The sequence below is a fragment of the Streptomyces sp. NPDC111520 genome (assembly GCF_055635295.1).
This window is the reverse complement of sequence record NZ_JBVKBW010000001.1, coordinates 218,835-243,261: the sequence shown is the minus strand read 5'-3', so window position 1 is coordinate 243,261 and position 24,427 is coordinate 218,835. Positions and strand designations below refer to the sequence as shown.

Here is a 24,427-nt window from a genome sequence, read left to right as displayed (position 1 = left end):
GTCCGGTGCGGGCGGAGTGAGATGACGCGCACGGTCGCGCGGACCCGTGACGTGTGCCGATGCCGCGGGGAGGTCTCGCAACCTCCCGGCCGTGCCCGCAGTGCCGCGGCTCCGGCACCGTCGCGCCGACCCCGTGCACGGAGTGGTCCGGCGACGGCCGGATCCGGTCGCGGCGCAGGTTGACGGCGAGATCCCAGCCTGCGTCGGCCGACCGGCTGCCGGACACGGACGGGGTTCCTCTGTCCGGAGGGGGCGTGAGCGGGCCCGGAACTGCCCGGCGCCGTGGGCCGGGTCGCCGGGAGGGGTGGCCGGCCGGGACGGGCGGGTCCTCCGTTCGGTGGGGGATGTGGGTCTTGCCGGAGATCCGGGCACCGCGATGGCTGCCGGGCGCAGACGGGGCAACTTCGTCCGCCAGGAGGGGCGGTGGCCGGCGGGGCCTGGGGCCTTCGCCCGGTGCGGGGATGCGGGTCTTGCCGGAAAACCGGCCCCTGCGAGCGGCTGCCGGGCGTGGACGGGGCTCCTCCGCCCGGAGAGTGCGTGAGCGGGCCCGGAACTGCCGGGCGCCGTGGGCCGGGTCGCCGGGAGGGGCGGTGGTCGGCGGCGGCGGACGGGGTCCTTCGTCCGGTGCGGGAGTGCGGGTCTTGCCGGAGATCCGGGCACCGCGATGGCTGCCGGGCGCAGACGGGGCAACTTCGTCCGCCGGGAGGGGGTGTCCGGCGGGCCGTACACCGACGGGGGCCCCGGGGCGAGGGTCAGAGCCAGCCGTTGTGGCGGGCGGTGCGGACGGCTTCCGTCCGGTTGCGGGTGCCGGTCTTGCCGATGGCGGACGACAGGTAGTTCCGCACCGTCGACTCCGACAGGTGCACCCGCGCCGCGATGTCCGCCACCGTCGCCCCGTCCGCCGCCGCGTTGAGCACGTCCTGCTCGCGCGGCGTCAGCGGGCTGGGCCCGGTGCTGAGGGCGGCCGCGGCCAGGACGGGGTCGATCACGCGGTGACCGGCGAGGACGCGCCGGATCGCGGCGGCGAGGTCCTCTACGGGGCCGTCCTTGACCAGGAAGCCGGACGCCCCGGCCTCCATCGCGCGGCGCAGGTAGCCGGGGCGGCCGAAGGTGGTGAGGATGAGCACCTTGCAGGCCGGGAGACGCTCGCGCAGTTCCGCCGCCGCGTCGAGCCCGCTGCGGCCGGGGAGTTCGATGTCGAGCAGCGCGACGTCGGGCCGGGCCTCCAGCGCCGCGGTGACGATCCCGTCGCCCGCGGCGACCTGTGCGACGACGTCGATGTCGTCCTCCAGGTTCAGCAGCAGGGACAGCGCCCCGCGCATCATGCCCTGGTCCTCGGCCAGCAGGACCCTGATGACGCCGCTCATGCGGTCTGCTCCTCCTCCACCGGCAGTTCGGCGACGACGCGGAACCCGCCCCCGGGGCCCGGGCCCGTGCCGAGGGAGCCGCCCGCCGCGGCGAGCCGTTCGGTGAGCCCCTTCAGCCCCGAGCCGGAGCCGGAGCCGGAGCCGGAGCCCGGGCCGGATCCGGGGGCCGAGCCTACGCCGCGGCCGTCGTCGGTGATCCGCAGACGTACCCGGCCGCCGGCGCCGGCGAGCTCGATGACGCAGGTGGCGGCCCCGCTGTGCCGTACGACGTTGGTCACCCCCTCCCGCACCACCCACCCGAGCAGGGCCTCGGTCTGCGAGGGCAGCGGCGGGCCGGACTCCTTGACGACGGCCTCGATCCCCGCGGCCGCCAGGGCCGAGCGGGCGCGGTCCAGTTCGGTGGAGAGGCTGCCCTCGCGGTAGCCGGTGACGGCCTCCCGGATCTCGGTGAGCGCCTGGCGTCCCACCGCCTCGATGTCGGCGACCTGGGCGAGGGCGGCCTCCAGGTCGCGCGGGGCGAGCCGGCGGGCGGCCTCCGCCTTGACGACGACCACGGAGAGGGTGTGCCCGAGCAGGTCGTGCAGGTCGCGGGAGAAGCGCAGCCGTTCCTCGGCGACGGCGTTGCGGGCCAGTTCCTGGCGGGTGGCCCGCAGTTGGGTCACCGCGTCGAAGAGGGTGAGCATGGCGGCGGTGACCAGACCGGAGATGAGGCTGCCGTACCCGATGGAGACGCCCTCCCAGATGTCGCCGCTGCGCATCCCGGAGACGATCCCCGCGGACACCGCCAGGGCGACCAGCACGGGACCCATCCGCCGGCCGCGCACCACGATCCCGACGGCCAGCGACAGCAGCGGGAAGAACACCAGCCAGCTGCCGCCGTAGCCGATGGCGAGGGCGTAGGTGACGGCGGCCAGCGCCAGGAGGTAGCGCCGGGGCACCTTGCCGCGGGCGGTGCGCGGGTCGAAGGAGGTGAAGACGACGCCGATGTAGAGGGAGTTGAAGGCCAGCAGGCCGAGGCCGCCGAGCCAGGGGTTGGCGGCCCTGCCCTGCAGGAGGTGGGACAGGGCGCCCACGCCCATCAGCAGCCAGGGCAGGAAGGTGAACCGGGTCGGGGGCTTGAGGTCCTCGATCTCCTCGGCGAAGGGCCGGGTCACCCGCAGCTGCCGCCAGTGGTGGAGGAGCCGTGCCGGCAGCGGGCGCCGGGGTTCCGTGCTGATGGCCATGGCCGTCGCCACCTCCTCTTCCACGGTGCCGGTGGGGTTCACGGGGTGCGGGCCGAGCGGCGGTAGGCGTACACGGCGTACGCGCCGAAGACGGCCGTCCACGCGGCGAGCACGGCGACGGTACCCGTCCGCGGGACCGCGCCGTCCGCGATGCTCCAGCCGAGCTGCCCGAAGCGCTGGGACGGGGTCCACTCGGAGACCGCCCGCAGCCAGTCCGGGAAGACCGACGAGGGGATCCACAGCCCGCCGACCACCGACAGGCCCAGGTTGCAGGCCATGTTCACCACGCCGGTGGTCTGCCCGGACAGCCGGTAGCCGTTGCCGAGCCCGAGCAGGGTGAAGGGGGCGGTGCCCACCCACAGCAGCCCGCCGACGGCGGCCCACTGCCAGGGCCGCAGTTCGACGCCGTTGACGAGCCCGCCGGCCAGCAGGACGGCCAGGATGGCGGGCAGCACGGTGACCGAGCCGCTGATGCAGCGGCCGGTGACGACCAACAGCGGCGACATGGGGGTGATCCGCAGCTGGCGCAGCCAGCCGAGGCCCTTGTCCTCGGCGACGCTCGACCCGGTGGACACCGCCGAGCCCAGCGCGCCGTACGCGGCCATGCCGATCATGGCGGCCAGCGAGGCGGCCTTGTCGTCCTCCGAGCCGGAGACGCCGAGGTTGGTGAAGAGCAGGTACATCATGACGGGCATGCCGACGCCGAAGATCACGAATCCGGCGTCGCGCAGGGTGCGGCGGATCTCCAGCGAGACGTAGGCGAGCAGCATCAGACCTTCTCCTCGGCGAGGGCGGCGGTGTCCTTGGCGGTGGTGGGCGCGTCGTCCGGGGCGGGGGACTGCGCGGTGAGGGAGAGGAACGCGTCCTCCAGGCTGGCGGCGGTCACCGTCAGGCCGCGGACCATGCTGCGGTCGGCGAGGGCGACGACGGTGGCGTCGGAGTCGGCGGAGCGCAGCAGGGCGCGGTCGCCGCGGACCTCCACGGACACCACGCCGGGCAGCTGCCGCAGGCCCTCGGTGGGGGCCCCGGCCAGGTCGAAGGAGACGAGGTTGCCGCCGACGGCGCGCTTGATGCGCTCGCCGCTGTCGTCGGCGACGACCCGGCCGCGGTCGATGACCACGATGCGGTCGGCGTTCTCGTCCGCCTCCTCCAGGTAGTGGGTGGAGAACAGCACGGTGTTGCCGCGGGCCGCGTACGCGCGCATCGAGTCCCAGAAGGCGCGCCGGGCCTCGACGTCGAGGGCGGCGGTGGGCTCGTCCAGCACGATGAGCTCGGGGTTGCCGGCCAGGGCCACGGCGAAGCGGACCCGCTGCGCCTGGCCGCCGGAGAGCCGGTCGGCGCGGCGGCCGGCGACCTCGGTGAGGCCGGCCAGCTCCAGGGCCTCGGCCACGGGCAGCGGGTCGGGGTAGGTGCGTGCCACGAAGGTGATCAGCTCCCGGACGGTCACCCGGGGGATCGGCCTGCCGTCCTGCAGCATCGCGCCGACCCGGCCCGCGCGGACCGCGGTGTGCGGGGTGCCGCCGAAGAGCCGGACCTCGCCGCCGTCGGGTTCGTTGAGCCCGAGCAGCAGGCTGATCGCGGTGGACTTGCCCGCGCCGTTGCGGCCGAGCAGTGCGACGGACTCCCCCCGCCGGATCTCCAGGTCGACGCCGTCCACCGCGCGTACCGCGCCGAACGTCTTGACGGCCCTGGTGAAACTCACTGTCGTCGTCATGTCACCGACACTACGGCCAGGGCCCGCGGCGGGTCAGTGGGGAATGTACGGACCCTGGCAGGACAAATGTCACTGGTGCGAAGCCGCTCTGACGATGCGTCAGCTATTCCCAGGGCCCGGGCGATGCGTTATACATGGGCTGGCTAGAACGCGTTCTAGTACGCGCCCTGGCGGGGCCGACGGTGCGGACGGCCGCGCCAGGGCCCCCGCGCAGCGAAGGAGCCGCCGGACATGCCGATCGACGTCGCCGCCGCCACCTCGGCCGAAGCCCGCAGCGCCGAACTCGTCTGGGACCACCGGGACGTCATCCTCTACCACCTGGGCCTCGGCGCGAACGCCCTCGGCTACGCACTCGAAGGCCCCGGCCTGCAGGTCCTGCCCAGCTTCGCCACCGTCGCCGGCGGCTCCGCCGCCACCGGGGAACCACGGGGCGGGCTCTCCCTGCCCGGTATCGAGATCGACCTCGCCGCCGTCCTGCACGGCGCCCAGCGCATCGAGGTGCACCGCCCGGTCCCCGTCCGCGGCCGGGCGCGGCAGACCACGCGCGTCGTCGACGTGTACGACAAGGGCAAGGCCGCCGTCATCGTGCTGCGCCGCGAGGTCGCCGACGAGCAGGGCCCGCTGTGGACTTCCGACGCGCAGATCTTCGTCCGCGGCGAGGGCGGCTTCGGCGGCGACCGCGGGCCCTCCGCCCGCACCGAACCGCCCGGAAGGGCGCCCGACCGCACCGTGCTGCGCGCCACCCGCGAGGACCAGGCCCTGCTCTACCGGCTCTCCGGCGACTGGAACCCGCTGCACGCCGACCCCGGGTTCGCGAAGCAGGCCGGCTTCGACCGGCCGATCCTGCACGGTCTGTGCTCCTACGGCATCACGCTCAAGGCCGTCGTCGACACCCTGCTCGGTGACGACGCGAGCCGTGTGACGTCCTGCTCCACCCGCTTCGCCGGGGTCTTCTTCCCCGGCGAGACCCTGCGCATCCGGATGTGGTCGCAGCAGGGCCGCGTCCTGGCGTCGGCGACCGCCGTCGAACGCGACGACGCGCCGGTCCTCGCCGACACCGTCGTCGAGCACTCGTAAGTCCCGGAGGGGAGAGGGGAACACGCATGCGCGCAGCACTCCTGCAGGAGATCGGCCAGGACAAGCTCGAGGTCGTCGACGACGTCGAGACGGTGGGTTTCGGCCCCGGCAAGGTGCGCATCCGGCTGCGGGCGACCGGACTGTGCCACTCCGACCTGTCCGCCATGAGCGGCGTCCTGCCGCAGCCCGCGCCCTTCGTCCCCGGCCACGAGGGCGCCGGGGAGATCACCGGGACCGGCGAGGGCGTCAGCGGCCTCTCGGCCGGCGACCGCGTCCTGGTCTGCTGGCTCCCGGCCTGCGGCGCCTGCCCGGCGTGCCGGCGCGGCCAGTCCCACCTGTGCCTGGCCGGGTTCATGAACGCCGGCACCCCCAACTTCCGCCGTCCCGCCGGGGACGTGTTCGGCTTCGCCGGCACCGGGACCTTCGCCGAGGAGGTCGTGGTCCCCGCCTCGTGCGCCGTGCCCATCCCCGACGACCTGCCGTACGAGATCGCCGCCCTCATCGGCTGCGGCGTCACGACCGGCATCGGCGCCGCGCTCAACACCGCGCGGGTCACCCCCGGTTCCTCCGTCGCCGTCATCGGCTGCGGCGGCGTCGGCATCAGCGTCATCCAGGGCGCCCGCGCCTCCGGCGCCTCGGAGATCATCGCCGTCGACCCCGTGCAGACCCGCCGCGACGCGGCCCTGCGCCTCGGCGCCACCGACGCGGTCGCCCCCGAGGAACTGGCCGACGCCAAGGCCCGGATCACCGGCGGCGAGGGCTTCGACTACGTCTTCGAGGTCGTCGGCCGCAGCGCGACGGCCCGCACGGCCTACGACACCACCCGCCGCGGCGGCACCCTCTGCGTCGTCGGCGCCGGCGCGATGGACGACCTCCTGCAGGTCAACATGTTCGAGCTCTTCTTCGACGAGAAGCGCATCCTGCCCTCCCTGTACGGCGGCGGCGACGTCCTGCGCTCCTACGACCGCGTCATCCGCCTCTGGCGTGCGGGGCGCGTGGACCTGGAGGGCCTCATCACCCACCGTGTACGGCTCGACCAGATCAACGAGGCCGTCGACCAGATGCGCAGCGGCGAGGCCCTGCGCACCTGCATCGCGGTCTGACACCGGGACGGGAGGACGCATGGGCGTGCTGGACGGCAGGACCGCCGTCGTCACGGGGGCGGGACGCGGCCTCGGCCGGGCCGAGGCGCTGGAACTGGCGCGGCTGGGCGCCAACGTGGTCGTCAACGACTACGGGCAGTCCGGCCGCGACGGCTCCGGCGAGGCGTCGGCGAGCCCCGCCGACGAGGTCGTCGCCGAGATCACCGCCGCCGGCGGCCACGCGGTGGCGCACCACGGCGACGTCGCCGACCTCGACCAGGCGCAGGACCTGGTGCGGCTGGCGGTCGGCACGTACGGCGCGCTCGACGTCCTGGTCAACAACGCCGGGATCCTGCGGGACCGGATGGTGTTCTCGATGACCGAGGACGAGTGGGACTCGGTCGTCCGGGTCCACCTCAAGGGCCACTTCGCCACCACCCGGTTCGCCGCCGCCCACTGGCGCGAGCGCGCCAAGGCGACGGGCTCCCCGGTCTACGGCCGGATCGTCAACACCTCGTCCGAGGCGTTCCTCGCCGGCTCGGCCGGCCAGCCCAACTACGCGGCCGCCAAGGGCGGCATCGTCGGCCTCACCTCGTCGACGGCCGCCGCCCTCGGCAGGTACGGCGTCCGCGTCAACGCCATCTGCCCGCGGGCGCGGACCCGGATGACCGAGGACGTCTTCGCGGGCCTCGGCCGTCTCGCGGACGGGCCCGACCCGCTCGGGGTGGAGCACGTCGCCCCGCTCGTCGGCTACTTGGCCTCACCGGCGGCCGACCGGATCACCGGCCAGCTGTTCGTCGTGCACGGCGGGATGGTGGCGGTGATGGACCGCCCCCGCGTCGCGGCGAGGTTCGACACCGCCAAGGACGCGTTCACCCACGACGAGCTGGACGACCTGCTCACCCCCTACTGGGCGGTCCGTGACCCCGGTGACGGCTTCGCCGCCACCGACGTCCTGGCCCTGCGCCACGAGGGCTGAGACGGGCCCGGGCCCGTCAGATCTCCATGGCGGGGGGCCCGGAGGGACGGCGGTGGCGGCCGTGCGGCGCCTCGACCACCTGGGCGTTGTCGTCTTGGGCGGAAGCCGTACCGCGGTGGCGGCCGGCGTGCAGGCCCTCGGCGGAACCGTCCTCGAGGCGGGCCTCGGCGGCGGTGTCGTGTCGGGCATCGGACATGAGGAGACTCTCCGTCGACTAGCTTGCAGGGTGCGCGGAACGCCGCAGGAGTTTACCCATTCAAGATCCCGTGGCCATCGGCGCCTTCTGCAACGGGAGCACGGGGCTGGTCCGCGCGGCCTCCGGCAGCTCCGGAGGAGCGCCCTCCGCCGCGCTCCCCAGCGGGAACGGCACGGGCACCGCGGGCGGCGCCTCGTACTCCACCGTGCCGCACGGGCAGTGCGCGCAGGCGTACGGCAGGCGCAGCACCCCGCGGGCCGACCACAGGCCCGCCCCGGGCAGCCATCCCTCCGGCGCCGACAGCCAGGTGGCGCGGCGCTCCCCGGGCCGCCAGACCGCCAGCGACGTGCCGTGCGGGCCGTCGGCGCGCAGCGCCACCGCGCACGCCTCGGGCATCAGCACCTGCCCGGGCTGGGCCGCGAACGGGGTGAGCACCGCGTCCGGCACGCGCAGGCACTCCGCGAACCGCATGGGCCGGCGGCTGCCCAGCACGCCCCAGCCGATCCGGTCCTCGCCGGTGGCGTCGCTGCGCACTATCAGCAACCCGCTGTCCGGTTCCGCCAGCAGCAGCCGGTCGTTGCTGTCGTCGGTGATCTGCAGCAGCGGGCTCACCGCCCCGGCCCGCTCCAGGTCGACGGCGACCGTCTTGACCGCCCCGTCCGCCTCGCGGTCCAGCGCCAGCAGCCGCCCCGCCCGGTCCAGCCACGCGCCGCCCCCGCAGCGGCCCGGGACCTCCGCCAGCCGGCGCGGCCGCAGGTCCCGGTCGTCGTGCACGAGCCACACCGCCGACACCTCCCGCGCCGGGTCGTAGGTGAGCGCGTACACCTCGCCGGAGGCGACCGGAGGCAGCAGCCGCGCCCGCGCGTCCCCGCCCGGGAGCGAGCCGACGAGCAGTTCGCCGGTGCCGGGGCCGGTCGGGTAGAGCAGGGCGAGGTCGTGCCGGTCGGCGACCCGGCGCAGGATCAGCACGCGGCCGTCGGGCAGCGGCAGGACCTCGGAGCACTGTTCCTCGGGCTGGTTGCCGGGCAGCGGCACGGTGTACGGCTCCGGCCCGCCGAGCGTCCAGCGCTCGGGGTACCAGCCGTCGTCCCCGTCGGGTCCCTGGGCCAGGCAGGCGGCGTAGGAGCCGTCCGCGGCGATCGTGAACCCGGCCCGTCGCACGGTGGTGGTCTCGGTGGCGCAGGCTGTCATGGTGTGGCTCACCTCCGGGCCACGACGCTAGTTTTCGCACGCCCGGCCGCCCGACACGAGTCGGTGGTCTTCACACGTAAGGGTGGCTCTCGTCCCGTTCCGTCGGACTTCGGATGCTCGGTGTGCTCATGACCAGGCCGGGATTCCGGCCGTCCGCCACGGGCGCGGTAACCTCGACCCGTGCCGAAACTGTCCGACGTCATCGCCGCCCTCGAAGCCCTCTGGCCCCCGGCGTGGGCCGAGCAGTGGGACGCCGTCGGCCTCGTCTGCGGCGACCCGGACGCCGAGGTCGGCCGGGTGCTGTTCGCCGTCGACCCGGTCCGGGAGGTCGTCGAGGAGGCGATCACCACCGGCGCCGACCTGCTGGTCACGCACCACCCGCTCTACCTGCGCGGGACGACGACGGTCGCGGCCACCGGCTTCAAGGGCCGCGTCGTGCACAGCCTGATCAGACACGACATCGCGCTGCACGTGGCGCACACCAACGCCGACCGGGCCGACCCCGGGGTCTCCGACGCCCTCGCCGAGGCCGTCGGCCTGCGCGTCACCGGACCCCTGGTGCCCGACCCCGCCGACCCGGCCGGCCGCCGCGGCCTCGGCCGGATCGGCGAGCTGCCCGAACCGCTGACGCTGGCGGAGTTCGCCCGCCGGGCGGCGGCCGGCCTGCCGGCCACCGCGACCGGGCTGCGCGTCGCCGGCGACCCCGAGCGGCCGGTCCGTACCGTCGCGGTGTGCGGCGGCTCCGGCGACGGCCTCTTCGACGACGTGCGCAGGGCCGGGGTGGACGTCTACCTCACCGCCGACCTGCGCCACCACCCGGCGTCCGAGGCGCAGCAGGCGGGACCGCCGGCGCTCGTCGACGCCGCCCACTGGGCCACCGAGTGGCCCTGGTGCGAGCAGGCCGCGCGCCGCCTCGACGAGGTCTCCGAACGGCACGGCTGGACGCTGCGCACGTACGTGTCGCGCACCGTCACCGACCCGTGGACGGCCCACGCCCCGGCACTTCCCCTCGACGAACCCACGACCTCAGGAGCCCCCCGCTGAAAGCCGCGCCCGCAGACCAGATCCGACTGCTCGAGGTCCAGTCCCTCGACTCGCGCCTCGCGCAGCTGGACCACAAGCGCAAGAACCTTCCCGAGCACGCGGAGATCGAGCGCCTGAACTCCGACGTGACCCAGCTGCGCGACCTGCTGGTCGCCGCCCAGACCGAGGAGAGCGACACCGCCCGCGAGCAGACCAAGGCCGAGCAGGACGTGGACCAGGTGCGCAAGCGTGCCGTCCGCGACCAGGAGCGGCTGGACTCCGGTGCGGTCTCCTCCCCGAAGGACCTGGAGAACCTGCAGCGCGAGATCACCTCGCTCGCCAAGCGGCAGAGCGACCTCGAGGACGTCGTCCTGGAGGTCATGGAACGCCGCGAGGGCCTGCAGGAACGGGTCCAGGAGCTCACCGGGCGCCTGGAGTCCGTGCAGGCCAAGGCCGGCGAGTCCGGGGAGCGCCGCAACGCGGCGCTGCAGGAGATCGACGCCGAGGGCTCCACGGTCGTCAAGGAGCGCGAGATCATCGCCGGTTCGGTCCCCGCCGACCTGCTGAAGCTCTACGACAAGCTGCGCGCCCAGTCCGGCGGCGTCGGCGCCGCCCGGCTCTACCAGAAGCGCTGCGAGGGCTGCCGGCTGGAGCTGAACATCACCGAGCTCAACGAGGTGCGGGCGGCCGCCGCCGACGAGGTCGTGCGCTGCGAGAACTGCCGGCGCATCCTCGTCCGCACCCCCGAGTCGGGCCTGTAATGGCCCGTACGTTCGTGGTGGAGGCCGACGGGGGGTCCCGGGGCAACCCGGGACCGGCCGGCTACGGCGCCGTCGTCAGCGACGCCGCCACGGGCGAAGTCCTCGCCGAGGCCGCCGAGTTCATCGGCACGCACACCAACAACGTCGCCGAGTACCGGGGCCTGATCGCCGGGCTGCGCGCCGCCCACGCGATCGACCCGCAGGCCCGGGTGCGGGTGCGGATGGACTCCAAGCTGGTCGTCGAGCAGATGTCCGGCCGCTGGAAGATCAAGCACCCGGACATGCGGCCGCTGGCCGCCGAGGCGAAGACGGTCCTGCCCGCCGAGCAGGTCAGCTACGAGTGGATCCCGCGCGAGAAGAACAAGCACGCCGACCGGCTCGCCAACGAGGCGATGGACGCGGGCAAGCGCGGCAAGCAGTGGGAGCCCGGCCGGTCCGTCGCCGCGCTCGCCTCTTCCTCTGCGCCGGCCGCCGCCACGTCGGCCGCTGCGCTGGCGGACGAGCCGGTGGACGAGGCCCCCAAGGCCCCGCCCGTCGGCTGGGCGGCGGTGGCCGACCTCGGCACGCCCACCACCTTCGTCCTGCTGCGGCACGGGGAGACCCCGCTCACCGCGGAGAAGCGCTTCTCCGGCAGCGGCGGCGACGACCCGGAGCTCTCGGAGAAGGGCCGCTGGCAGGCCCAGCGTGTGGCCGACGCGCTCGCCGCCCGCGGGACCGTCCAGGCCGTCGTCACGTCGCCGCTGGCCCGCTGCCGGCAGACCGCGCAGACCGTCGCGGACCGGCTCGGGCTCGACGTACGCGTCGAGGAGGGGCTGCGCGAGACCGACTTCGGCGCCTGGGAGGGGCTGACCTTCGCCGAGGTGAAGGAACGCCATCCGGCCGAACTCGACGCCTGGCTCGGCTCCGCCAAGACCGCCCCGCCCGGCGGGGAGAGCTTCGCCGCCGTCGCCCGCCGGGTCTCCCTCGCCCGGGACAAGCTCATCGCCCGCTACGCCGGCCGCACGGTGCTGGTGGTCACCCACGTCACGCCCATCAAGACCCTCGTCCGGCTCGCCCTCGGGGCCCCGCCGGAGTCGCTGTTCCGGATGGAGCTGTCGGCGGCGGCGCTGTCGGCGGTGGCGTACTACGGGGACGGGAACGCGTCGCTGAGGCTGCTCAACGACACGTCACACCTGCGCTGACGGCGCGGTGAGCGCGGCCGCCTCGCGGGCGAGCCGCTCCACCCGGTCCCAGTCACGGTCCCGCAGGGCGTCCTGCGGGACCATCCAACTGCCGCCCACGCAGGACACGTTCGGCAGGGCGAGGTAGGCCGGCGCGCGGGCCGCGTCGATGCCGCCGGTCGGGCAGAACCGGACATGCGGCAGCGGGGCGGCCAGCGCCTTCAGGTACGCCGGGCCGCCGGCCGCCTCCGCGGGGAAGAACTTCAGCTCCGTCACGCCGCGTTCGGCAAGGGCGAGCACCTCGGAGGCGGTCGACACCCCGGGCAGGAACGGCAGCCCCGAGGCGGTCATCGCGTCGACCAGGCCGTCCGTCCACCCCGGGCTCACCAGGAACCGTGCCCCGGCCCGCACCGCCGCCCCCACCTGCTCCGCCCGCAGTACGGTCCCGGCCCCCACGACCGCTTCCGGCACGGCCCGCGTGGCCGCGGCGACGGCGTCCAGCGCGGCGGGGGTCCGCAGCGTGATCTCCACCGCGGTCAACCCGCCGCGGGCCAGCGCCCCGACGAGGGGGGGTGCGTCCGCGGGGTCCTCCAGCGTCACGACCGGGATCACGGGGGCGAGGTTCAGCACCATGCGCCGCATCGTGCCGGTCCCTTGTGCCCTCCGCAACGTGCGTTGCACGCTGCGCAACGGCTGCGCCGTGCTGCCCGGTTGTTGTGTGCGGGTCCGTTGCGCCTGCGGCGGGCTGTCTCCCACCCTCCCGCCCGATTGCCCGGCACGGTTGGTGCGGGCCTGCGCACGTTGTGTTGGGGTCGGCGCCGCGCCGGCGCACGTCCTCAACGCTCGCGGTTTGGCCCTACGTCATTCGGCGCCCGGGTCCGCCGCTCGTCGTTTCCGGGCGCACCCCGCCACACCCCCTCCGGTCGTGTGGGCGCATGACGGCCGGAGGGGGGGTGATGGGGTGAGCCCCTCCCGGCACCGCTGGGAGCTGCCCCCTGCGGGGGTCCCCTGGCCGGAGGCCGAGACGTGGTGCGCGCCGTGGTGGGGGCGTCATCCGCCCGAGCCCCCCGAGCCCCTCTGGTCCGCAGTGCGCCTGACGGTCGTGGGCGTTCAGTAGGGCGCGTGCGGCGCCCCCGGACCGCCCTCTCACCACCCACCGGCCGTTGTCGCCCGACGAAACGGAGGGGGCGGGGTCGTAGGGGTGGGCGTTCTGGACGCTGACGTGTATTTGTTGTGCGGCACAGACGGCCCGACAAGTACCGCCCGCCATGCACATGAATATGCGGTACAGAATGCCAACCCGGAGGCCCCGACCCCGGCCCACCACGAACCGCGCGAGGCCCGCACCAACCGCGCCGGGCAATCGGGAGGGCGGGCGGGCAACCCCAAACCGCAACCACAACGCACCCGCACACGACAACGGGCCGCAACCACAACCCACCCGGCACACAACTCAGTGGACGTCGGTGACCAGCACGTCGAGCCGCCCCGGCGCAGCCACCTCCACCGTGAAGCCCAGGTCCCGCAGCGCCACGACCAGCGCGCCCGGGTCCTCGGGGCGGGCCCCGGACTCCAGGAGGGCCCGCACGATCCGCCCCTTCGTCGCCTTGTTGAAGTGGCTGACGACCTTCCGCGTCTCCGCCTGCACCACCCGCACCGTCGCCGTCCGCCCCGCCAGCGCACTGCGCGGCGCCGGCTTCCACGCCGCCCCGTACGCCGACGACCGCAGGTCGAGCAGCAGGCCGCCGCCCGCGGCCTCCGCGGCGTCCGGGAGGGCCTCGGCGAGGTGCGTGCGCCAGTACGTCGCGAGGGCCCCGAGCGCCGGCAGCCGCACGCCCATCGAGCAGCGGTACGCCGGGATCGCGTCCCGGATGCCGACCGCGCCCCACAGCCCGGAGAAGACCAGCAGGGACCGGGCGGCGCGGCGCCGGGCGGCGGCGCCCAGGGTGTCCAGGCCGAGCGCGTCGTAGAGCACGCCGGTGTAGATCTCGCCGGCCGGCCGGGTCCGTGCCTCGCGCAGCCCCGCGTTGCGGGCGATCTCGCCGCGCAGCCCGGGGCTGAGCCCGAGGACTTCCGCGGCCTTGTCCTCGTCGCCGCCCGCGCAGAGGCCGACCAGTTCGTCCAGCACCGTCGCGCGGGCCGTGGTGAGCCCGGGCAGGGAGAGGGAGCCCAGGTCGACGGCGGGGCCGGTGCCGTCGGTGGCCTTGCCCTCGGACGGCGGTAGCAGGACGAGCACAGTTGTTCTCCTTCACGTTTCCCCGGTGCAGTGCAGCCTACGACCGTGCGACTTAGGCTCACCCCATGCCTCGTCGTCCCCTGCGCGTCACCACCGCCGACGGAGTCCGGTTGCGGTCCGCGCTGGACGCGCTCCGCGCCGATCTGCACGTGCGGCGGGACTTCCCGGCGGCGGTGCTCGCGGAGGCCGCGGAGGCCGCGCGCGATCCCCGGCTGCCCGCCTACGACGCCACCGATGTGCCGTTCTTCACCGTCGACCCGCCCGGGTCCCTCGACCTGGACCAGGCGATGCACATCGCCGCCCGGGAGGGCGGCCGCGGCTACCGGGTGTCGTACGCGATCGCGGACGCCGCCGCATTCGTCGCGCCCGGCGGGGCGCTGGACGCCGAGGCGCACCGGCGGGTGCAGACCCTGTACTTCCCCGACGTCCGGGTGCCGCTGCACCCGGACGTGCTCGGTGAGGGGGCGGCCAGTCTGCTGGCCGGGCAGGACCGGCCCGCCGTGCTCTGGCGGATCGACCTCGACGCCGACGGCACGGTGACCGACGTCGACGTGCGCCGCGCGCTCGTCCGCAGCCGCGCCCGGCTCGACTACGCGGGCGTGCAGCACGCGATCGACGCCGGCACCGCGGAGGAGCCCGTGGCGCTGCTGCGCACCGTGGGACGGCTGCGCGAGGAGCAGGAGCGGGCCCGCGGCGGCATCTCCCTCAACGTGCCCGAGCAGGAGGTCGTGGAGCTCGACGGGGGCTACGCGCTGCGGTACCGGGCGCCGCTGCCCGTCGACGCCTGGAACGCCCAGATCTCCCTGCTGACGGGCATGGTCGCGGCCGGCGTGATGCTGCGCTCCGGCACGGGCATCCTCCGTACGCTCCCGGTCGCCCCGCAGGGGGAGGTGGCGCGGCTGCGCAGGGTCGCGGCGGCGCTGCGCATCGACTGGCCGCACATGACCTCGTACGCGGAGCTCGTCCGCACCCTGGACCCGGAGCGCACCACCCACGCGGCCTTCCTGCACGAGGCCACCAGCCTGTTCCGCGGCGCCGACTACACGCCCTTCTGGCCCGGCCACCCCGCCGAGCCGGCCGTGCACGCCGCCGTGGCGGACGCGTACACGCACTGCACCGCGCCCCTGCGGCGGCTCGTCGACCGCTACGCCGCCGAGTTCTGCCTCGCCGCGGTGGCCGGCCAGGAGCCGCCGGAGTGGGTCGAGGCGGCCTTCCGCGACCTGCCCCGCGACATGCGCGGCGGCTCGCACTTCGCGGGCACCATCGAGAGCGCCTCCGTCGACCTGGTCGAGGCCGCCCTGCTCAAGGACCGGGTCGGCGAGGTCTTCGACGCCTACGTCATCGACGTCAAGGACTCCGACCCGACCGCCGGCACCGTGCACCTGCGCGACCCGGCCGTCGTGGGCCGCGTCCGCGGCGGCGCCGCCCCCCTCCCGCTCGGCGAACCGCTCCCCGTCCGCCTCACCCAGGCCGACCCGGGCCGCCACACGGTGCTTTTCACGCCGGCGTAGCTCCGTGTGCCACGATCGGGTGAGAGGCCTCCGTACGGATCTGCGACCACCCCCCGGATCCCTACGCTCGCTGCCGGACCAGGAAGGGGCGCGATGACCGCTATGCCGCACGAGCCGCTGTCACAGGAGGAACTTCTCCTGGAGGGCTTCCTGGCGCTGGAGACCCCGGAGGGTTTCCGGGCCGAGCTGATCGAAGGGGAAATCGTCGTGAGTCCGCCGCCCTCCCCGCGGCACGAGAGGAACATCGGCCGGTTCGTCCGGCAGGTGACGCACAAGTCGGCGACCGAGATGGACTTCGCCGGCAATTGCGGCCGGGAGGTCCCACGGGGTGGCCTGTGCCCGCGCAACCACCTCATTCCGGACGTGACGTTCGCGCCGCTGGACCTCGACCTCTTCGACGACGACAGCACGTGGATGCCTTGCGAAGGCGTCGCCATGGTCGTGGAGGTCACCTCGGGCAGGCCCGAGCGGGACCGGGGGACCAAGCGCCACTGCTACGCCAAAGGTGCGATTCCGCTGCACCTGCTGATCGACCGTGAGAACGGCGCCGTGACGCTGTTCGCCGAGCCGGTGGACGACGACTACGTGCAGCACTGCCGGGTGCCCGTGGGCAAGTCGATCGCGCTCCCCGCGCCGTTCTCCTTCGAGCTCGACACCTCGGAGTTCGGCTGACCTTCCCGTCGACTACGATGGTCGGCACGGCAGACGAGCCGAGCGGGCGGCCGCGTCAGGACCCTGGTCCTGCCGAGGAACGTCCGGGCTCCACAGGGCAGGGTGGTGGGTAACGCCCACCCGGGGTGACCCGCGGGACAGTGCCACAGAAAACAGACCGCCGGGGCCGCGAGGCTCCCGGTAAGGGTGAAACGGTGGTGTAAGAGACCACCAGTGCCCAGGGTGACCTGGGCAGCTAGGTAAACCCCACCCGGAGCAAGGTCAAGAGGGGCCGTCGCGAGACGGTCCTGCGCGGACGTTCGAGGGCTGCCCGCCCGAGTCCGCGGGTAGACCGCACGAGGCCGGCGGCAACGCCGGCCCTAGATGGATGGCCGTCGCCCGGCCGGCCGCGAGGCCGACCTGGGACAGAACCCGGCGTACAGCTCGACTCGTCTGCCTCACCCCACCGCGCCGGCCCCGCCGGCCTCCGCCAGGAGGGCCGCGCACTCCCCGGCCAGCCGGGCCATCCCGTACTCCTCCGCGACCGCGTGGGCCGGGCGCAGCACGCGCCGGGCCTCGGCGGCGGCCTCCGGGCGGCCGGAGGCGCGCAGGGCGCGGGCCTGCCAGAGGCGGAGGCGGGCGAGCTGCGGGGCGGAGGTACGGGCCGGGGTGGCGGCCAGGCGGAAGTGCGCGAGGGCGGCGTCCGGTTCCCCGGCGGCCAGGGCGAGCACACCGCAGGCCTGGGCCGTGGGCGTCACCAGCACCGTGGGCCAGCCGGCGAGGGCGATGCCGGTGCCGTTGTGCGGGGCCAGCCGTTCGCGCAGCCGGGTCACCAGGGGCCGCAGTCCGGCGTGGTCGCCGATCGCGGCGCAGGCCTCGGCGAGCAGGGCGAGCGTGGGCACCGCCCAGCCGTGCGGCGGCAGGGCGCGGAAGCCGTCGGTGTCGTCGGCGAAGGCCTGCAGCTGGTCGGCGGCCTGGTCCAGGGCGCCGGTCTCGCACAAGGCGAGGACGAGCCCGGCCCGCCAGACCGGGAAGTAGCCGTGCTCCTGGACGTCGTCGGCGAGGCCGCCCGCGAACAGCTCGTGCATCCGGCCCTGCTCGCGCAGCAGCCAGTACGCCTGTCCCATCCGAGTCTGCCGGAAGTTGCCGGCCGGTACGTCGAGGTCGGCGGCGAGCCGGTCGGCGTACTCCGCGGACTCCCGCAGGATCCAGTCGGCCGCGGCCGCGAACCGGCCGCGCCACAGGTCGAGCGTGGTGTCGAGGGTGCGCTGCTGCCAGCGGGCCAGTTCGCTGCGGCTCGCGGCGGCGTGCCGGCGCTGCTCCTGGGCCGTGGACAGTGCCGGGTAGACCCGGCCCATGCGCAGTTGGTCCACGGCCAGCGCCATCAGCGCCTCGCCCCGGAAGTGCGCGGAGCCCTGGCGCACGGCGGCGTCGCGCAGCCGTTCCGACAGCGTCAGGGAGGCGGCGGCGGGCGCGAAGTCGTACAGGCCCCAGCGGCACTCGGTCAGCACCTCGCAGCGCACCTCCTCACCGACACCGCCGGCGCCCGCGGAGTCCGCCCGGTCCAGGCCGTGCAGTGTGTGCCGGGCCAGGGCCGCGCCGCTGTCCGGGCCCGCCTGGGCCACCGCCGTGTCGGCGCTGACCGCCATCGACAGCTTCTTCGCCCGGTGGGCGTTGAGCTGCAGGCGCAGTGCCCCGGCCTCGGGAGCGGGGTCGTCGCGCAGGGCGGCCAGGCTGTCGCCGATCAGGTGCAGCAGCTCCCGGTCGACCTGGCCCGGGTCGGACCAGCGGCGGCAGATCCGCACCACGGCCAGGGCCTGGGCGCGCGGCTGCCCGTCGGCCAGCCGGTGCGCCTCCCGGTAGCAGCGGTCCGCCTCGCGCATCCGGCCCGCGGCGTGCCGCAGGTCGCCGCGCCGGACCAGCCGGTCGAACTCCTCGCCGTACCCGGAGGCCGGGGCGGGGGCGTCGGGCGGCGCGGCGGCGGTGCGGTCGACCAGCTTGGACGCCGTACGGGCCGGGCCGCGGACGCCGTCCCGCTCCTTGCTGCCGCCCCGGGGCCCGCGGGCGGGCCGCGGCAGCGGGGCGAGGCTGAGGAGTTCGCCTCCGGCCTGGAGGAAGTCGTCGCACCTCTCGGCCAGTTCGTACGTCGGGCGGCGCTGGCCGTTCTCGACCCGGCTCAGGAAGCTGCGGCTGCACGGCACGCGTTCCGCCAGCTCGCCCAGCGACCTCCCGGCCGCCTGGCGCCTGCGGCGCAACTCCTGCCCGAAGCCGTTCTGTTGCGCCTGCAAGGGCCGCCTCCGTCTTCCGTCGCCCGGTGCCTGCCCGGCCACTGTTGCCAAATATGCCCTGGCAACACCCGGGCCCTCCGGATAACTACGGAATTGGGGGAGCCTGTCAGGTGCGGGGCGGGTACGGACGCCCCTCGACCGGGGGGAGTTGACCGATGAGCGGTTTCGGGACGCCAGGGGCGGCGGCCAGGCCGAAGGTGGTGGCGGCCGTCGACTTCGGCACGCACGGCACCGGCTTCGCCTGGTCGGTGGTGACCCCGCTGAACGACGATCCGCAGTCCCGGCGGATCACCTTCTACAGCCGGTTCCCCGAGCACCGTGTGGACTACCCGAAGAACCTGACCGCGCTGCTGGTCGACGCGGAGGGCACCACGGTGGCCTGGGGCCACAAGGCCCGCAAGCAGTGGTCTGAGGCCTCCGACGCGGGCCGGACGGACGGCCTGGGCTACGCCTACGCGTTCAAGATGGCGCTCAAGGACGACGGCGGCCCGGTGGACATGCCGACCACCGGCGGCATCGTCGACCTCGGCGACCGCGGCCGGGTGCGCGAGCTGATCACGGCCTACCTGCGGGAGATCAGGGAACTGGCCGTCGCCCAGGTCAAGGACGCGGGCTACGCCGAGCGGGAGATCCGCTGGTGCATCACCGTCCCGGCGATCTGGGACGACGAGGACCGGGCCGCGATGCGGCGCGCGGCGGTGGAGGCCGGTTTCCCCGACGACCCGGAGCGGCTGCTGCCGTCCATCGAGCCGGAGGCCGCGGCGCTCTACTGCTACCTGCGGATGGCCGACCTGACCGACGGCACCGGCATGCGCGACCGGCTGCAGCTGAACGTGGACGGCTTCCGCTTCATGGTCGTCGACTGTGGCGGCGGCACCGTGGACATCACGGCGTACGAGACCTCCAGCGACGCGGCGGAGCTCATCGCGCTCCGCGAGATCGGCGTGGCCACCGGCGGCCGACTGGGCTCGGAGTACGTCAACCAGGCCTTCCGTGAGCAGGCCCTCGGCAAGCGGCTGGGTCCCGAGCTGCTCAAGCGGCTGGAGCGGGAGCACTCGGGGGACCTGCTGGAGCTGTCCGAGCAGTGGGAGCGGGCCAAGACCACCGCGGAGGTGGAGTGGGACGAGGACGGCACCCCGCACATCATGGACACCGTCCGGATCGACCTGCCCGTCACCGTGTGGCAGCTGCTGGACGAGGGGACCAGGGCCCGGCTGACGGAGGAGGCGGGCGGCCGCCCGCAGCGGCTGGTGCTGGCGCCGGAGGAGGTGGAGGTCCTCCTGGACAGCGTGGTCGAGGGCATCCTGGACAAGGTCGAGGAGCAGCTCGCCGCCATTCGCCGCACCAGCGGGGAGGCCGCGGGCGCGGGCGCCACGGGGTCGGAGACGCTGGTCCTGGTCGGCGGGTTCGCCAAGTCCCAGTGGCTGCGGGAGCGCATGCACCGGCACTTCGGGTCCCGGCACCGCATCCTGGTGCCGCCGGACCCGGCGCTGGCGGTACTGGAGGGCGCCACGCACTTCGCCTACAACCCGCGGGTGTTCCTGTCGCGGCAGGCCAAGTACACCTACGGCTTCGAGACCTCGAAGCTGTTCGAGGAGAGCATCGACTCCCCGATGCGGATGTTCCGCGACGACGACGGCGACATCCTCTGCGTGGGCCGCTTCGCGGTGGCCGTGCGGCGGCTGGACAGCGTGCGGGTGAAGGACGCGTTCCCGTTCACCATCCTCCCCACCCGGGAGGACCAGACCCAGATCGAGCTGCGGATCCACCGCACCGTCAAGGCCGAGCCCCGTTACGTGGACGAGGACGGCTGCGAGGAGATCGGCCGGCTCACCGTCGACATCGGGGAGACCGTGGGGCGGCCGCTGCGGGAGCGGCCCATCCGGCTGCTGTTCTACTTCGGCCGCTCCGAGATCGAGGTGGAGGCCTTCGACCCGGCGACCGGCGGCAGCCACAAGGTCCGTGTCGACTTCGACCGCATGTAGGGACGACGGCAGATGAGCGGTGCGGACGACAGCGAGGAACGCGCCGAGGAGGAGGGGGACAGCATGCGCGGTTGGTTCCGGAAGCCGGAGCCGGCGACACCCGCCGGCGACCGTGGGGACGACGAGGACGCCGGCGCCGGGCACGGCGGTGGTGGCCGTGACAGCGGTGCCGGGACGGCGGAGCGGCGGACCCCGCCGAGGACGCCACCACGGCAGGACCAGGGGCCGGACCACGAACAGGACCGGAGGCAGGCGCAGGGGCAGGGGCCGGGACAGGGACAGGGACAGGGACAGGGGCAGCGTCAGCCGCTGCCGCAGCGGCAGGGGGCGGGCTCCGGGAGGGCACCCGCCAGGACCCCCGCGACGGTGGCGGTGCCGCGCGCCGACTGGGAGCGGCTGTCCGCACTGCTGGACCGGATCGCCGAACTCGACAAGCTGGAGGTCCGGCTGACCGCGCTGGAGCAGGACACCGCCCGCCGCGAGGCCCGCCTCGGGGCCCGCATCGGCGCCCTGACGGGGCTCCCTGCCCGCGCCGAGGCCGCCGAGGCCGCACTGGAGGAGCTGGCCGGGCGCGTGGAGTCGGCGCTCAGCCGGATCGACGGGCTGTCGCGCCTGCACGACTCCCTCTCCGCACGCATCGGGGCCGGCGAGGCGGCGGCCGAGGCAGCGGCGCGCAGACTCGCCGACCACGACGAGGTGCTGGACCTCATGCGGGCCGGCCAGGTCAGCGAGCGCACCGACCTGACCGATGAACGGGCCCTGAGCCACTACGCGTTCGCCGACCGGCTCAAGGCGCTGTTCACCCAGCGCCTCCCCGAGGTGATCGGTCCGCGCACCGCCGCCGACGGCGGCGACGACGTGGTGCTGCGGGAGGCCGAACTGGTACGGCAGATGTGCGGCGCGCTCTTCGGTACCGGCACCGGCGAGCCGGACCTGGCGGAGCTGAACCGGATCGTCACCGACGGCGGCCGGATCGAGCCGGACCGGCGCGGCCGCAGGCTGCTGGACCGGGTCGGGCAGGAGGCGGGCGACCTGCTGCGGGCCATGGCCGCCACCGGCCACCCCGTCGAGTTCGTCTTCGACCTGCCCGCCGGCACCACGGCCGACCCCGACCACCACATCCTGTGGCCCACCTGCGAGCCGGGTCGGCCCGTCGCGTTCGTGGTGTGCCCCGCGTACCGGGCGGCCGGACTGCGCGTCCTGGAACCCACGGTGTTCGCCCTGCGCGGCGGGAAGGGCTGATCCGGGGTGCGCGACGTCGACCTGCGGGAACTGCGCAGGCGCATCCCGATCGCGGGCAACCGGGCACTGGCCGAGATCGTCGACGGCCTGGAGACGGCCGAGAACCTGACCGCTGCCCGGGTCGAGCACGGCTTCTTCAGCCGGGTCATCCTGGGCTGGAACCGCAAGGACCGGCAGCGCGCCCTGGAGTCGCAGGCCGCGCTCGCCCTCACCCAGCGCCGGATGGTGGCCTGGGCCCAGGAGACCGCCCGGCACCTCGCGTTCACCGACCTCACGGTGGGCCTGCTCGCCATGGAGGTCGAGCAGTTGCAGGACAGCGTGCTGGAACTGCGCGAGGCCAACCGCCAGGCGTTCCGGGAGATCCGCGAACTGGCCGCCGTGCTGGCCGAGTTCATCGACGCCGTGGACCGCAGGTTCGCCGAGATCGACGAACGCCTCGACGGGCACGAGCGGATCCTGGACACCCACGCCCGCGCCCTGCTGGAGCTGGACCGGCGGGTGCTCGCCACCGAACTGTGGCAGTCCGCCTGGGCCGACGGCGACACGGCGGTACGGCGCTGGCGCCACCAGGGCGCCTACGCCGGGCTGCCGTGGCCGTGCCAGGTGCTGCTGCTGGCCCGGGAGTGCGCGACCGGGCGGCAGGGGCTGCACGAGTTCGTCACGGGCGACGAGGGCTGGCGCGAGCGCCTGGCCGACGACATCCTCGCCGACCCCCGCGCGGCGGCGGGGGCGGAGGCGTACTGGCCGGCCAGGCCCGTGGCGGAACCCGGGCCGCCCACGCCCCCGGCGCCGGCCTACCGGGTGGCGGAGGAGACCGCACGCGGCGCCCGGGGCCCGCGGCCGGCCCCCGGCGGCCGCACCCCGGCCGCCGATCCGCTGCCCGTGCCGCACCGCAGGCCGGTGCGGTCCCTGCTGGAGCGGATCATCGCCGACATGCCGGACCCCGACGAGCGGCGGATGGTCGCCGAGGTCGCCGGCATCGGCCTGTCCGCCCGGCTCCGGCCGCCGCACCGGCCGATCGGCTACGCCGTCGCCCGCGCGCTGGACCTGTCCACCCGGCCGCCCGCGCGCCGTCCGGACGACCCGGCCCGGGCTGCCGTCGAGGACGCCCGGCGCGACTGCGGCCACGTACCGGCGGTGACCCACGAGGAGTTCGTCCGCGGCGTCGTCCACGAACAGGCCGACGCCGCCCGCCAGGCGCGCGCCGCGCTGCGCACCGAGACCGAGAAGCGACGGGGGACGGGGGAAGGGGGAGGGCCCGATGCCTGAGCACCAGGGGGAGGTCCGGGGGTCGGGGGGCATCGGGCCCGCCGGACCCGGTCCGGGCATCGGGCCCCACGACGGGGGCGGTCCGCGGCCGGACCGCTTCGGGGACCTGCGGCGCCGCGCCGCGGGCATCGGGTCCGCGCCGCTGCCGGAGTACGGCACGGCGGCGGGCCCGGGCACGGGGGTGGTACCGGCGCCGGACCGGTGGGAGACCGCACAGGGGACGGCCTCGCACCGGTTCGGGCTGGTACTGGCGGGCGGCGCCGCCAAGGGCGCCTACCAGGTGGGCGCGGTCGAGTGCCTGGCCCACCACGGCGCGCGGATCACCGCCATCGCCGGGACCAGCATCGGCGCGCTCAACGGGGTCGCGCTGGCCGGCGCGCCGTCCCTGCGGGAGGGGGCGGCGCGGCTGGCGGCACTCTGGCGGGACTTCACCTCCCGCATGGGCGACGCCCCGTTCGGCTCCGGCGCCGGCCCGGACGGGCCCGTCCCCGAGTCGCTGCTGCAGAGGTTCGGCAACCTCGCGCCCCGGGTGGCGCGCCTCCTCGGCGCCCACGGCGACCTGGAACGGCTCGCCGACGACGCCATCGACGCGGCCGCGCTGCGGCACCCCGCGGCCGTCACGATGCGGGTCGCGGCGTACCCCGTCCTGGCCCCGCACCCGCTGCCGCACTTGAGGGCCGGCCAGATGGCCGCCGAGTGGCTGGCCGGTCTCCTCGGCAGCCGTTCGCGCATCCTGCACCTCAACGGCCTGGAGCACGCGGAGATCAAGGAGGCCGTGCTGGGCAGCGCCGCGCTGCCGTTCCTGTTCGCGCCGCGCCAGGTCGCGGGGGAGTACTACCGCGACGGCATGCTCGGCCGGGACAACACGCCGATCCGGGCGCTGGCCGACCTCGACCGCTGCGACATCGTCATCGTCGTGCAGCTCGCCCCGGGCGAGACCGTCCGGCAGATCGAGCACCCCGGGCTGACCCTGCTGCGCGTCCGCCCGTCCCGCCCGCTCACCCCCGAGGGCGCCCTGGGCACCCCCAGCGGGCTGCTGGACTTCTCACCCGCGACCTTCGAACGGCTGCGGGCCCGCGGCTACGAGGACACCGAGCGCCTCCTCGCCAGGACCGCCGGCCTGCTCGGCGCGGCCCACGAGGTGCGCGCGGCCGAGGAGTTCATGGCGGACGCGGTGCAGCGGGTCGTCGACAAGGGCCGCCGGCTGCGCGGCGGCCCGTGAGGCGCGGGGTCACGGGAGGCCCTGCCGCAGGCGCCGCGGTGGGTGCCCGGAAGCCGGGGGCAGGCGGTCACCGGGCGGTGGACGCCGTCGGCGACGTGCGCAGGCCGGTCCGGGCGCCGGGGCCGGGGCGGGCGCCGTTCGCCGCCGATCCGGCGCCGGACGCGCGAGAACACTGCCGGGAACGGGCAATGCCCGCGGCCCCGCCGGCCTGCCAGCCTCGTCGTGGCGGTGGTCCCGGGGAGAGGAGCCC

General features: G+C 75.0%; 21 protein-coding genes and 1 other RNA gene. 13 read left to right on the top strand and 9 right to left on the bottom strand.

Features of this window, described 5'->3' with window-relative positions; all coding sequences use genetic code 11:
- Positions 1-752: 752 nt before the first annotated feature.
- Genes ACZ7MY_RS01060 through ACZ7MY_RS01045 form a run of 4 tightly spaced genes read right to left on the bottom strand, consistent with a single transcriptional unit; the run spans position 753 to position 4,292 of the window.
- On the bottom strand, positions 753-1,367 hold the full coding sequence (locus ACZ7MY_RS01060) for a response regulator (protein ID WP_499598476.1): 615 nt from the start codon (positions 1,365-1,367) through the stop codon (positions 753-755).
- Complete coding sequence (locus ACZ7MY_RS01055; RefSeq protein WP_499598474.1) at positions 1,364-2,590, bottom strand: sensor histidine kinase; 1,227 nt, start codon at positions 2,588-2,590, stop codon at positions 1,364-1,366. The genes ACZ7MY_RS01060 and ACZ7MY_RS01055 overlap by 4 nt, the downstream gene beginning before the upstream one ends.
- 38 nt (positions 2,591-2,628) lie before the next feature.
- Positions 2,629-3,360: an ABC transporter permease gene (locus tag ACZ7MY_RS01050; RefSeq protein ID WP_499598471.1), complete on the bottom strand. Its 732-nt coding sequence runs from the start codon at positions 3,358-3,360 to the stop codon at positions 2,629-2,631.
- A complete protein-coding gene (locus tag ACZ7MY_RS01045; RefSeq protein WP_499599318.1) occupies positions 3,360-4,292 on the bottom strand; it encodes an ABC transporter ATP-binding protein in 933 nt (310 codons plus the stop codon). Before ACZ7MY_RS01045 ends, ACZ7MY_RS01050 begins: the two co-directional genes overlap by 1 nt.
- A 243-nt stretch (positions 4,293-4,535) precedes the next feature.
- On the opposite strand from ACZ7MY_RS01045, the gene ACZ7MY_RS01040 reads away from it, so the two are divergent.
- The 3 genes from ACZ7MY_RS01040 to ACZ7MY_RS01030 are packed head-to-tail and all read left to right on the top strand — an operon-like array spanning position 4,536 to position 7,442.
- A complete protein-coding gene (locus tag ACZ7MY_RS01040) occupies positions 4,536-5,381 on the top strand; it encodes a MaoC/PaaZ C-terminal domain-containing protein (protein WP_499598468.1) in 846 nt (281 codons plus the stop codon).
- Positions 5,382-5,407: 26 nt separating this feature from the next.
- A complete protein-coding gene (locus tag ACZ7MY_RS01035) occupies positions 5,408-6,484 on the top strand; it encodes a Zn-dependent alcohol dehydrogenase (protein WP_499598466.1) in 1,077 nt (358 codons plus the stop codon).
- Between the two features lie 19 nt (positions 6,485-6,503).
- Positions 6,504-7,442, top strand: coding sequence for a 3-oxoacyl-ACP reductase (locus tag ACZ7MY_RS01030; protein ID WP_499598463.1), 939 nt, complete (start codon positions 6,504-6,506; stop codon positions 7,440-7,442).
- Between the two features lie 16 nt (positions 7,443-7,458).
- On the opposite strand, the gene ACZ7MY_RS01025 is transcribed toward ACZ7MY_RS01030, so the two are convergent.
- On the bottom strand, positions 7,459-7,638 hold the full coding sequence (locus ACZ7MY_RS01025; RefSeq protein WP_499598460.1) for a hypothetical protein: 180 nt from the start codon (positions 7,636-7,638) through the stop codon (positions 7,459-7,461).
- Positions 7,639-7,698: 60 nt separating this feature from the next.
- Entirely contained in the window at positions 7,699-8,829 is a 1,131-nt protein-coding gene (locus ACZ7MY_RS01020; RefSeq protein ID WP_499598458.1) for a hypothetical protein, read from the bottom strand.
- Between the two features lie 180 nt (positions 8,830-9,009).
- Between ACZ7MY_RS01020 and ACZ7MY_RS01015 the strand changes: the two genes are divergently transcribed.
- From ACZ7MY_RS01015 to ACZ7MY_RS01005, 3 genes are read left to right on the top strand one after another with little or no spacing between them, the layout of a single operon-like run.
- Positions 9,010-9,873, top strand: a complete 864-nt coding sequence (locus ACZ7MY_RS01015) for a Nif3-like dinuclear metal center hexameric protein (protein WP_499598455.1) — start codon at positions 9,010-9,012, stop codon at positions 9,871-9,873.
- On the top strand, positions 9,870-10,613 hold the full coding sequence (locus ACZ7MY_RS01010) for a zinc ribbon domain-containing protein (RefSeq protein WP_499599316.1): 744 nt from the start codon (positions 9,870-9,872) through the stop codon (positions 10,611-10,613). The genes ACZ7MY_RS01015 and ACZ7MY_RS01010 overlap by 4 nt, the downstream gene beginning before the upstream one ends.
- Positions 10,613-11,794 carry a bifunctional RNase H/acid phosphatase gene (locus tag ACZ7MY_RS01005; protein ID WP_499598452.1) on the top strand — a complete coding sequence of 394 codons (1,182 nt, stop codon included), beginning with the start codon at positions 10,613-10,615 and terminating at the stop codon, positions 11,792-11,794. The genes ACZ7MY_RS01010 and ACZ7MY_RS01005 overlap by 1 nt, the downstream gene beginning before the upstream one ends.
- Here the strand turns inward: ACZ7MY_RS01005 and eda are convergent.
- Both eda and yaaA read right to left on the bottom strand, forming a co-directional pair.
- A complete protein-coding gene (eda, locus tag ACZ7MY_RS01000) occupies positions 11,780-12,415 on the bottom strand; it encodes a bifunctional 4-hydroxy-2-oxoglutarate aldolase/2-dehydro-3-deoxy-phosphogluconate aldolase (protein WP_499598449.1) in 636 nt (211 codons plus the stop codon). The two genes, ACZ7MY_RS01005 and eda, sit on opposite strands and share 15 nt — an antisense overlap.
- A gap of 811 nt (positions 12,416-13,226) precedes the next feature.
- Entirely contained in the window at positions 13,227-14,009 is a 783-nt protein-coding gene (gene yaaA / locus ACZ7MY_RS00995) for a peroxide stress protein YaaA (RefSeq protein WP_499598446.1), read from the bottom strand.
- A 65-nt stretch (positions 14,010-14,074) separates the two neighbouring features.
- On the opposite strand from yaaA, the gene ACZ7MY_RS00990 reads away from it, so the two are divergent.
- From ACZ7MY_RS00990 to rnpB, 3 genes are all read left to right on the top strand, one after another.
- Positions 14,075-15,520 (top strand): RNB domain-containing ribonuclease, encoded by a 1,446-nt coding sequence (locus ACZ7MY_RS00990; RefSeq protein ID WP_499598443.1) that lies wholly within the window; start codon positions 14,075-14,077, stop codon positions 15,518-15,520.
- A gap of 102 nt (positions 15,521-15,622) precedes the next feature.
- Entirely contained in the window at positions 15,623-16,192 is a 570-nt protein-coding gene (locus tag ACZ7MY_RS00985; protein WP_499599314.1) for a Uma2 family endonuclease, read from the top strand.
- Between the two features lie 34 nt (positions 16,193-16,226).
- Positions 16,227-16,627, top strand: an RNA gene (rnpB, locus tag ACZ7MY_RS00980) — RNase P RNA component class A.
- 2 nt (positions 16,628-16,629) lie between these two features.
- Here rnpB and ACZ7MY_RS00975 read toward each other — a convergent pair.
- Positions 16,630-18,459: a helix-turn-helix domain-containing protein gene (locus tag ACZ7MY_RS00975; protein ID WP_499598441.1), complete on the bottom strand. Its 1,830-nt coding sequence runs from the start codon at positions 18,457-18,459 to the stop codon at positions 16,630-16,632.
- A 155-nt stretch (positions 18,460-18,614) separates the two neighbouring features.
- Between ACZ7MY_RS00975 and ACZ7MY_RS00970 the strand changes: the two genes are divergently transcribed.
- Genes ACZ7MY_RS00970 through ACZ7MY_RS00955 form a run of 4 tightly spaced genes read left to right on the top strand, consistent with a single transcriptional unit; the run spans position 18,615 to position 24,177 of the window.
- A complete protein-coding gene (locus tag ACZ7MY_RS00970; RefSeq protein WP_499598439.1) occupies positions 18,615-20,444 on the top strand; it encodes an Hsp70 family protein in 1,830 nt (609 codons plus the stop codon).
- A 12-nt stretch (positions 20,445-20,456) separates the two neighbouring features.
- Positions 20,457-21,686 (top strand): hypothetical protein, encoded by a 1,230-nt coding sequence (locus ACZ7MY_RS00965; protein WP_499598437.1) that lies wholly within the window; start codon positions 20,457-20,459, stop codon positions 21,684-21,686.
- Positions 21,687-21,692: 6 nt separating this feature from the next.
- On the top strand, positions 21,693-22,955 hold the full coding sequence (locus ACZ7MY_RS00960; RefSeq protein WP_499598434.1) for a hypothetical protein: 1,263 nt from the start codon (positions 21,693-21,695) through the stop codon (positions 22,953-22,955).
- Positions 22,948-24,177: a patatin-like phospholipase family protein gene (locus ACZ7MY_RS00955; RefSeq protein ID WP_499598432.1), complete on the top strand. Its 1,230-nt coding sequence runs from the start codon at positions 22,948-22,950 to the stop codon at positions 24,175-24,177. The genes ACZ7MY_RS00960 and ACZ7MY_RS00955 overlap by 8 nt, the downstream gene beginning before the upstream one ends.
- Positions 24,178-24,427 lie beyond the last annotated feature (250 nt).

Excerpts from the sequence above, each read along its gene's own strand:
- ACZ7MY_RS01060 (WP_499598476.1), bottom strand. The coding sequence starts at position 1,367 with ATGAGCGGCGTCATCAGGGTCCTGCTGGCCGAGGACCAGGGCATGATG.
- ACZ7MY_RS01055 (WP_499598474.1), bottom strand. The coding sequence starts at position 2,590 with ATGGCCATCAGCACGGAACCCCGGCGCCCGCTGCCGGCACGGCTCCTC.
- ACZ7MY_RS01050 (WP_499598471.1), bottom strand. The coding sequence starts at position 3,360 with ATGCTGCTCGCCTACGTCTCGCTGGAGATCCGCCGCACCCTGCGCGAC.
- ACZ7MY_RS01040 (WP_499598468.1), top strand. The coding sequence starts at position 4,536 with ATGCCGATCGACGTCGCCGCCGCCACCTCGGCCGAAGCCCGCAGCGCC.
- ACZ7MY_RS01035 (WP_499598466.1), top strand. The coding sequence starts at position 5,408 with ATGCGCGCAGCACTCCTGCAGGAGATCGGCCAGGACAAGCTCGAGGTC.
- ACZ7MY_RS01030 (WP_499598463.1), top strand. The coding sequence starts at position 6,504 with ATGGGCGTGCTGGACGGCAGGACCGCCGTCGTCACGGGGGCGGGACGC.
- ACZ7MY_RS01025 (WP_499598460.1), bottom strand. The coding sequence starts at position 7,638 with ATGTCCGATGCCCGACACGACACCGCCGCCGAGGCCCGCCTCGAGGAC.
- ACZ7MY_RS01020 (WP_499598458.1), bottom strand. The coding sequence starts at position 8,829 with ATGACAGCCTGCGCCACCGAGACCACCACCGTGCGACGGGCCGGGTTC.
- ACZ7MY_RS01005 (WP_499598452.1), top strand. The coding sequence starts at position 10,613 with ATGGCCCGTACGTTCGTGGTGGAGGCCGACGGGGGGTCCCGGGGCAAC.
- eda (WP_499598449.1), bottom strand. The coding sequence starts at position 12,415 with ATGCGGCGCATGGTGCTGAACCTCGCCCCCGTGATCCCGGTCGTGACG.
- ACZ7MY_RS00990 (WP_499598443.1), top strand. The coding sequence starts at position 14,075 with ATGCCTCGTCGTCCCCTGCGCGTCACCACCGCCGACGGAGTCCGGTTG.
- ACZ7MY_RS00985 (WP_499599314.1), top strand. The coding sequence starts at position 15,623 with ATGCCGCACGAGCCGCTGTCACAGGAGGAACTTCTCCTGGAGGGCTTC.
- ACZ7MY_RS00970 (WP_499598439.1), top strand. The coding sequence starts at position 18,615 with ATGAGCGGTTTCGGGACGCCAGGGGCGGCGGCCAGGCCGAAGGTGGTG.
- ACZ7MY_RS00965 (WP_499598437.1), top strand. The coding sequence starts at position 20,457 with ATGAGCGGTGCGGACGACAGCGAGGAACGCGCCGAGGAGGAGGGGGAC.
- ACZ7MY_RS00955 (WP_499598432.1), top strand. The coding sequence starts at position 22,948 with ATGCCTGAGCACCAGGGGGAGGTCCGGGGGTCGGGGGGCATCGGGCCC.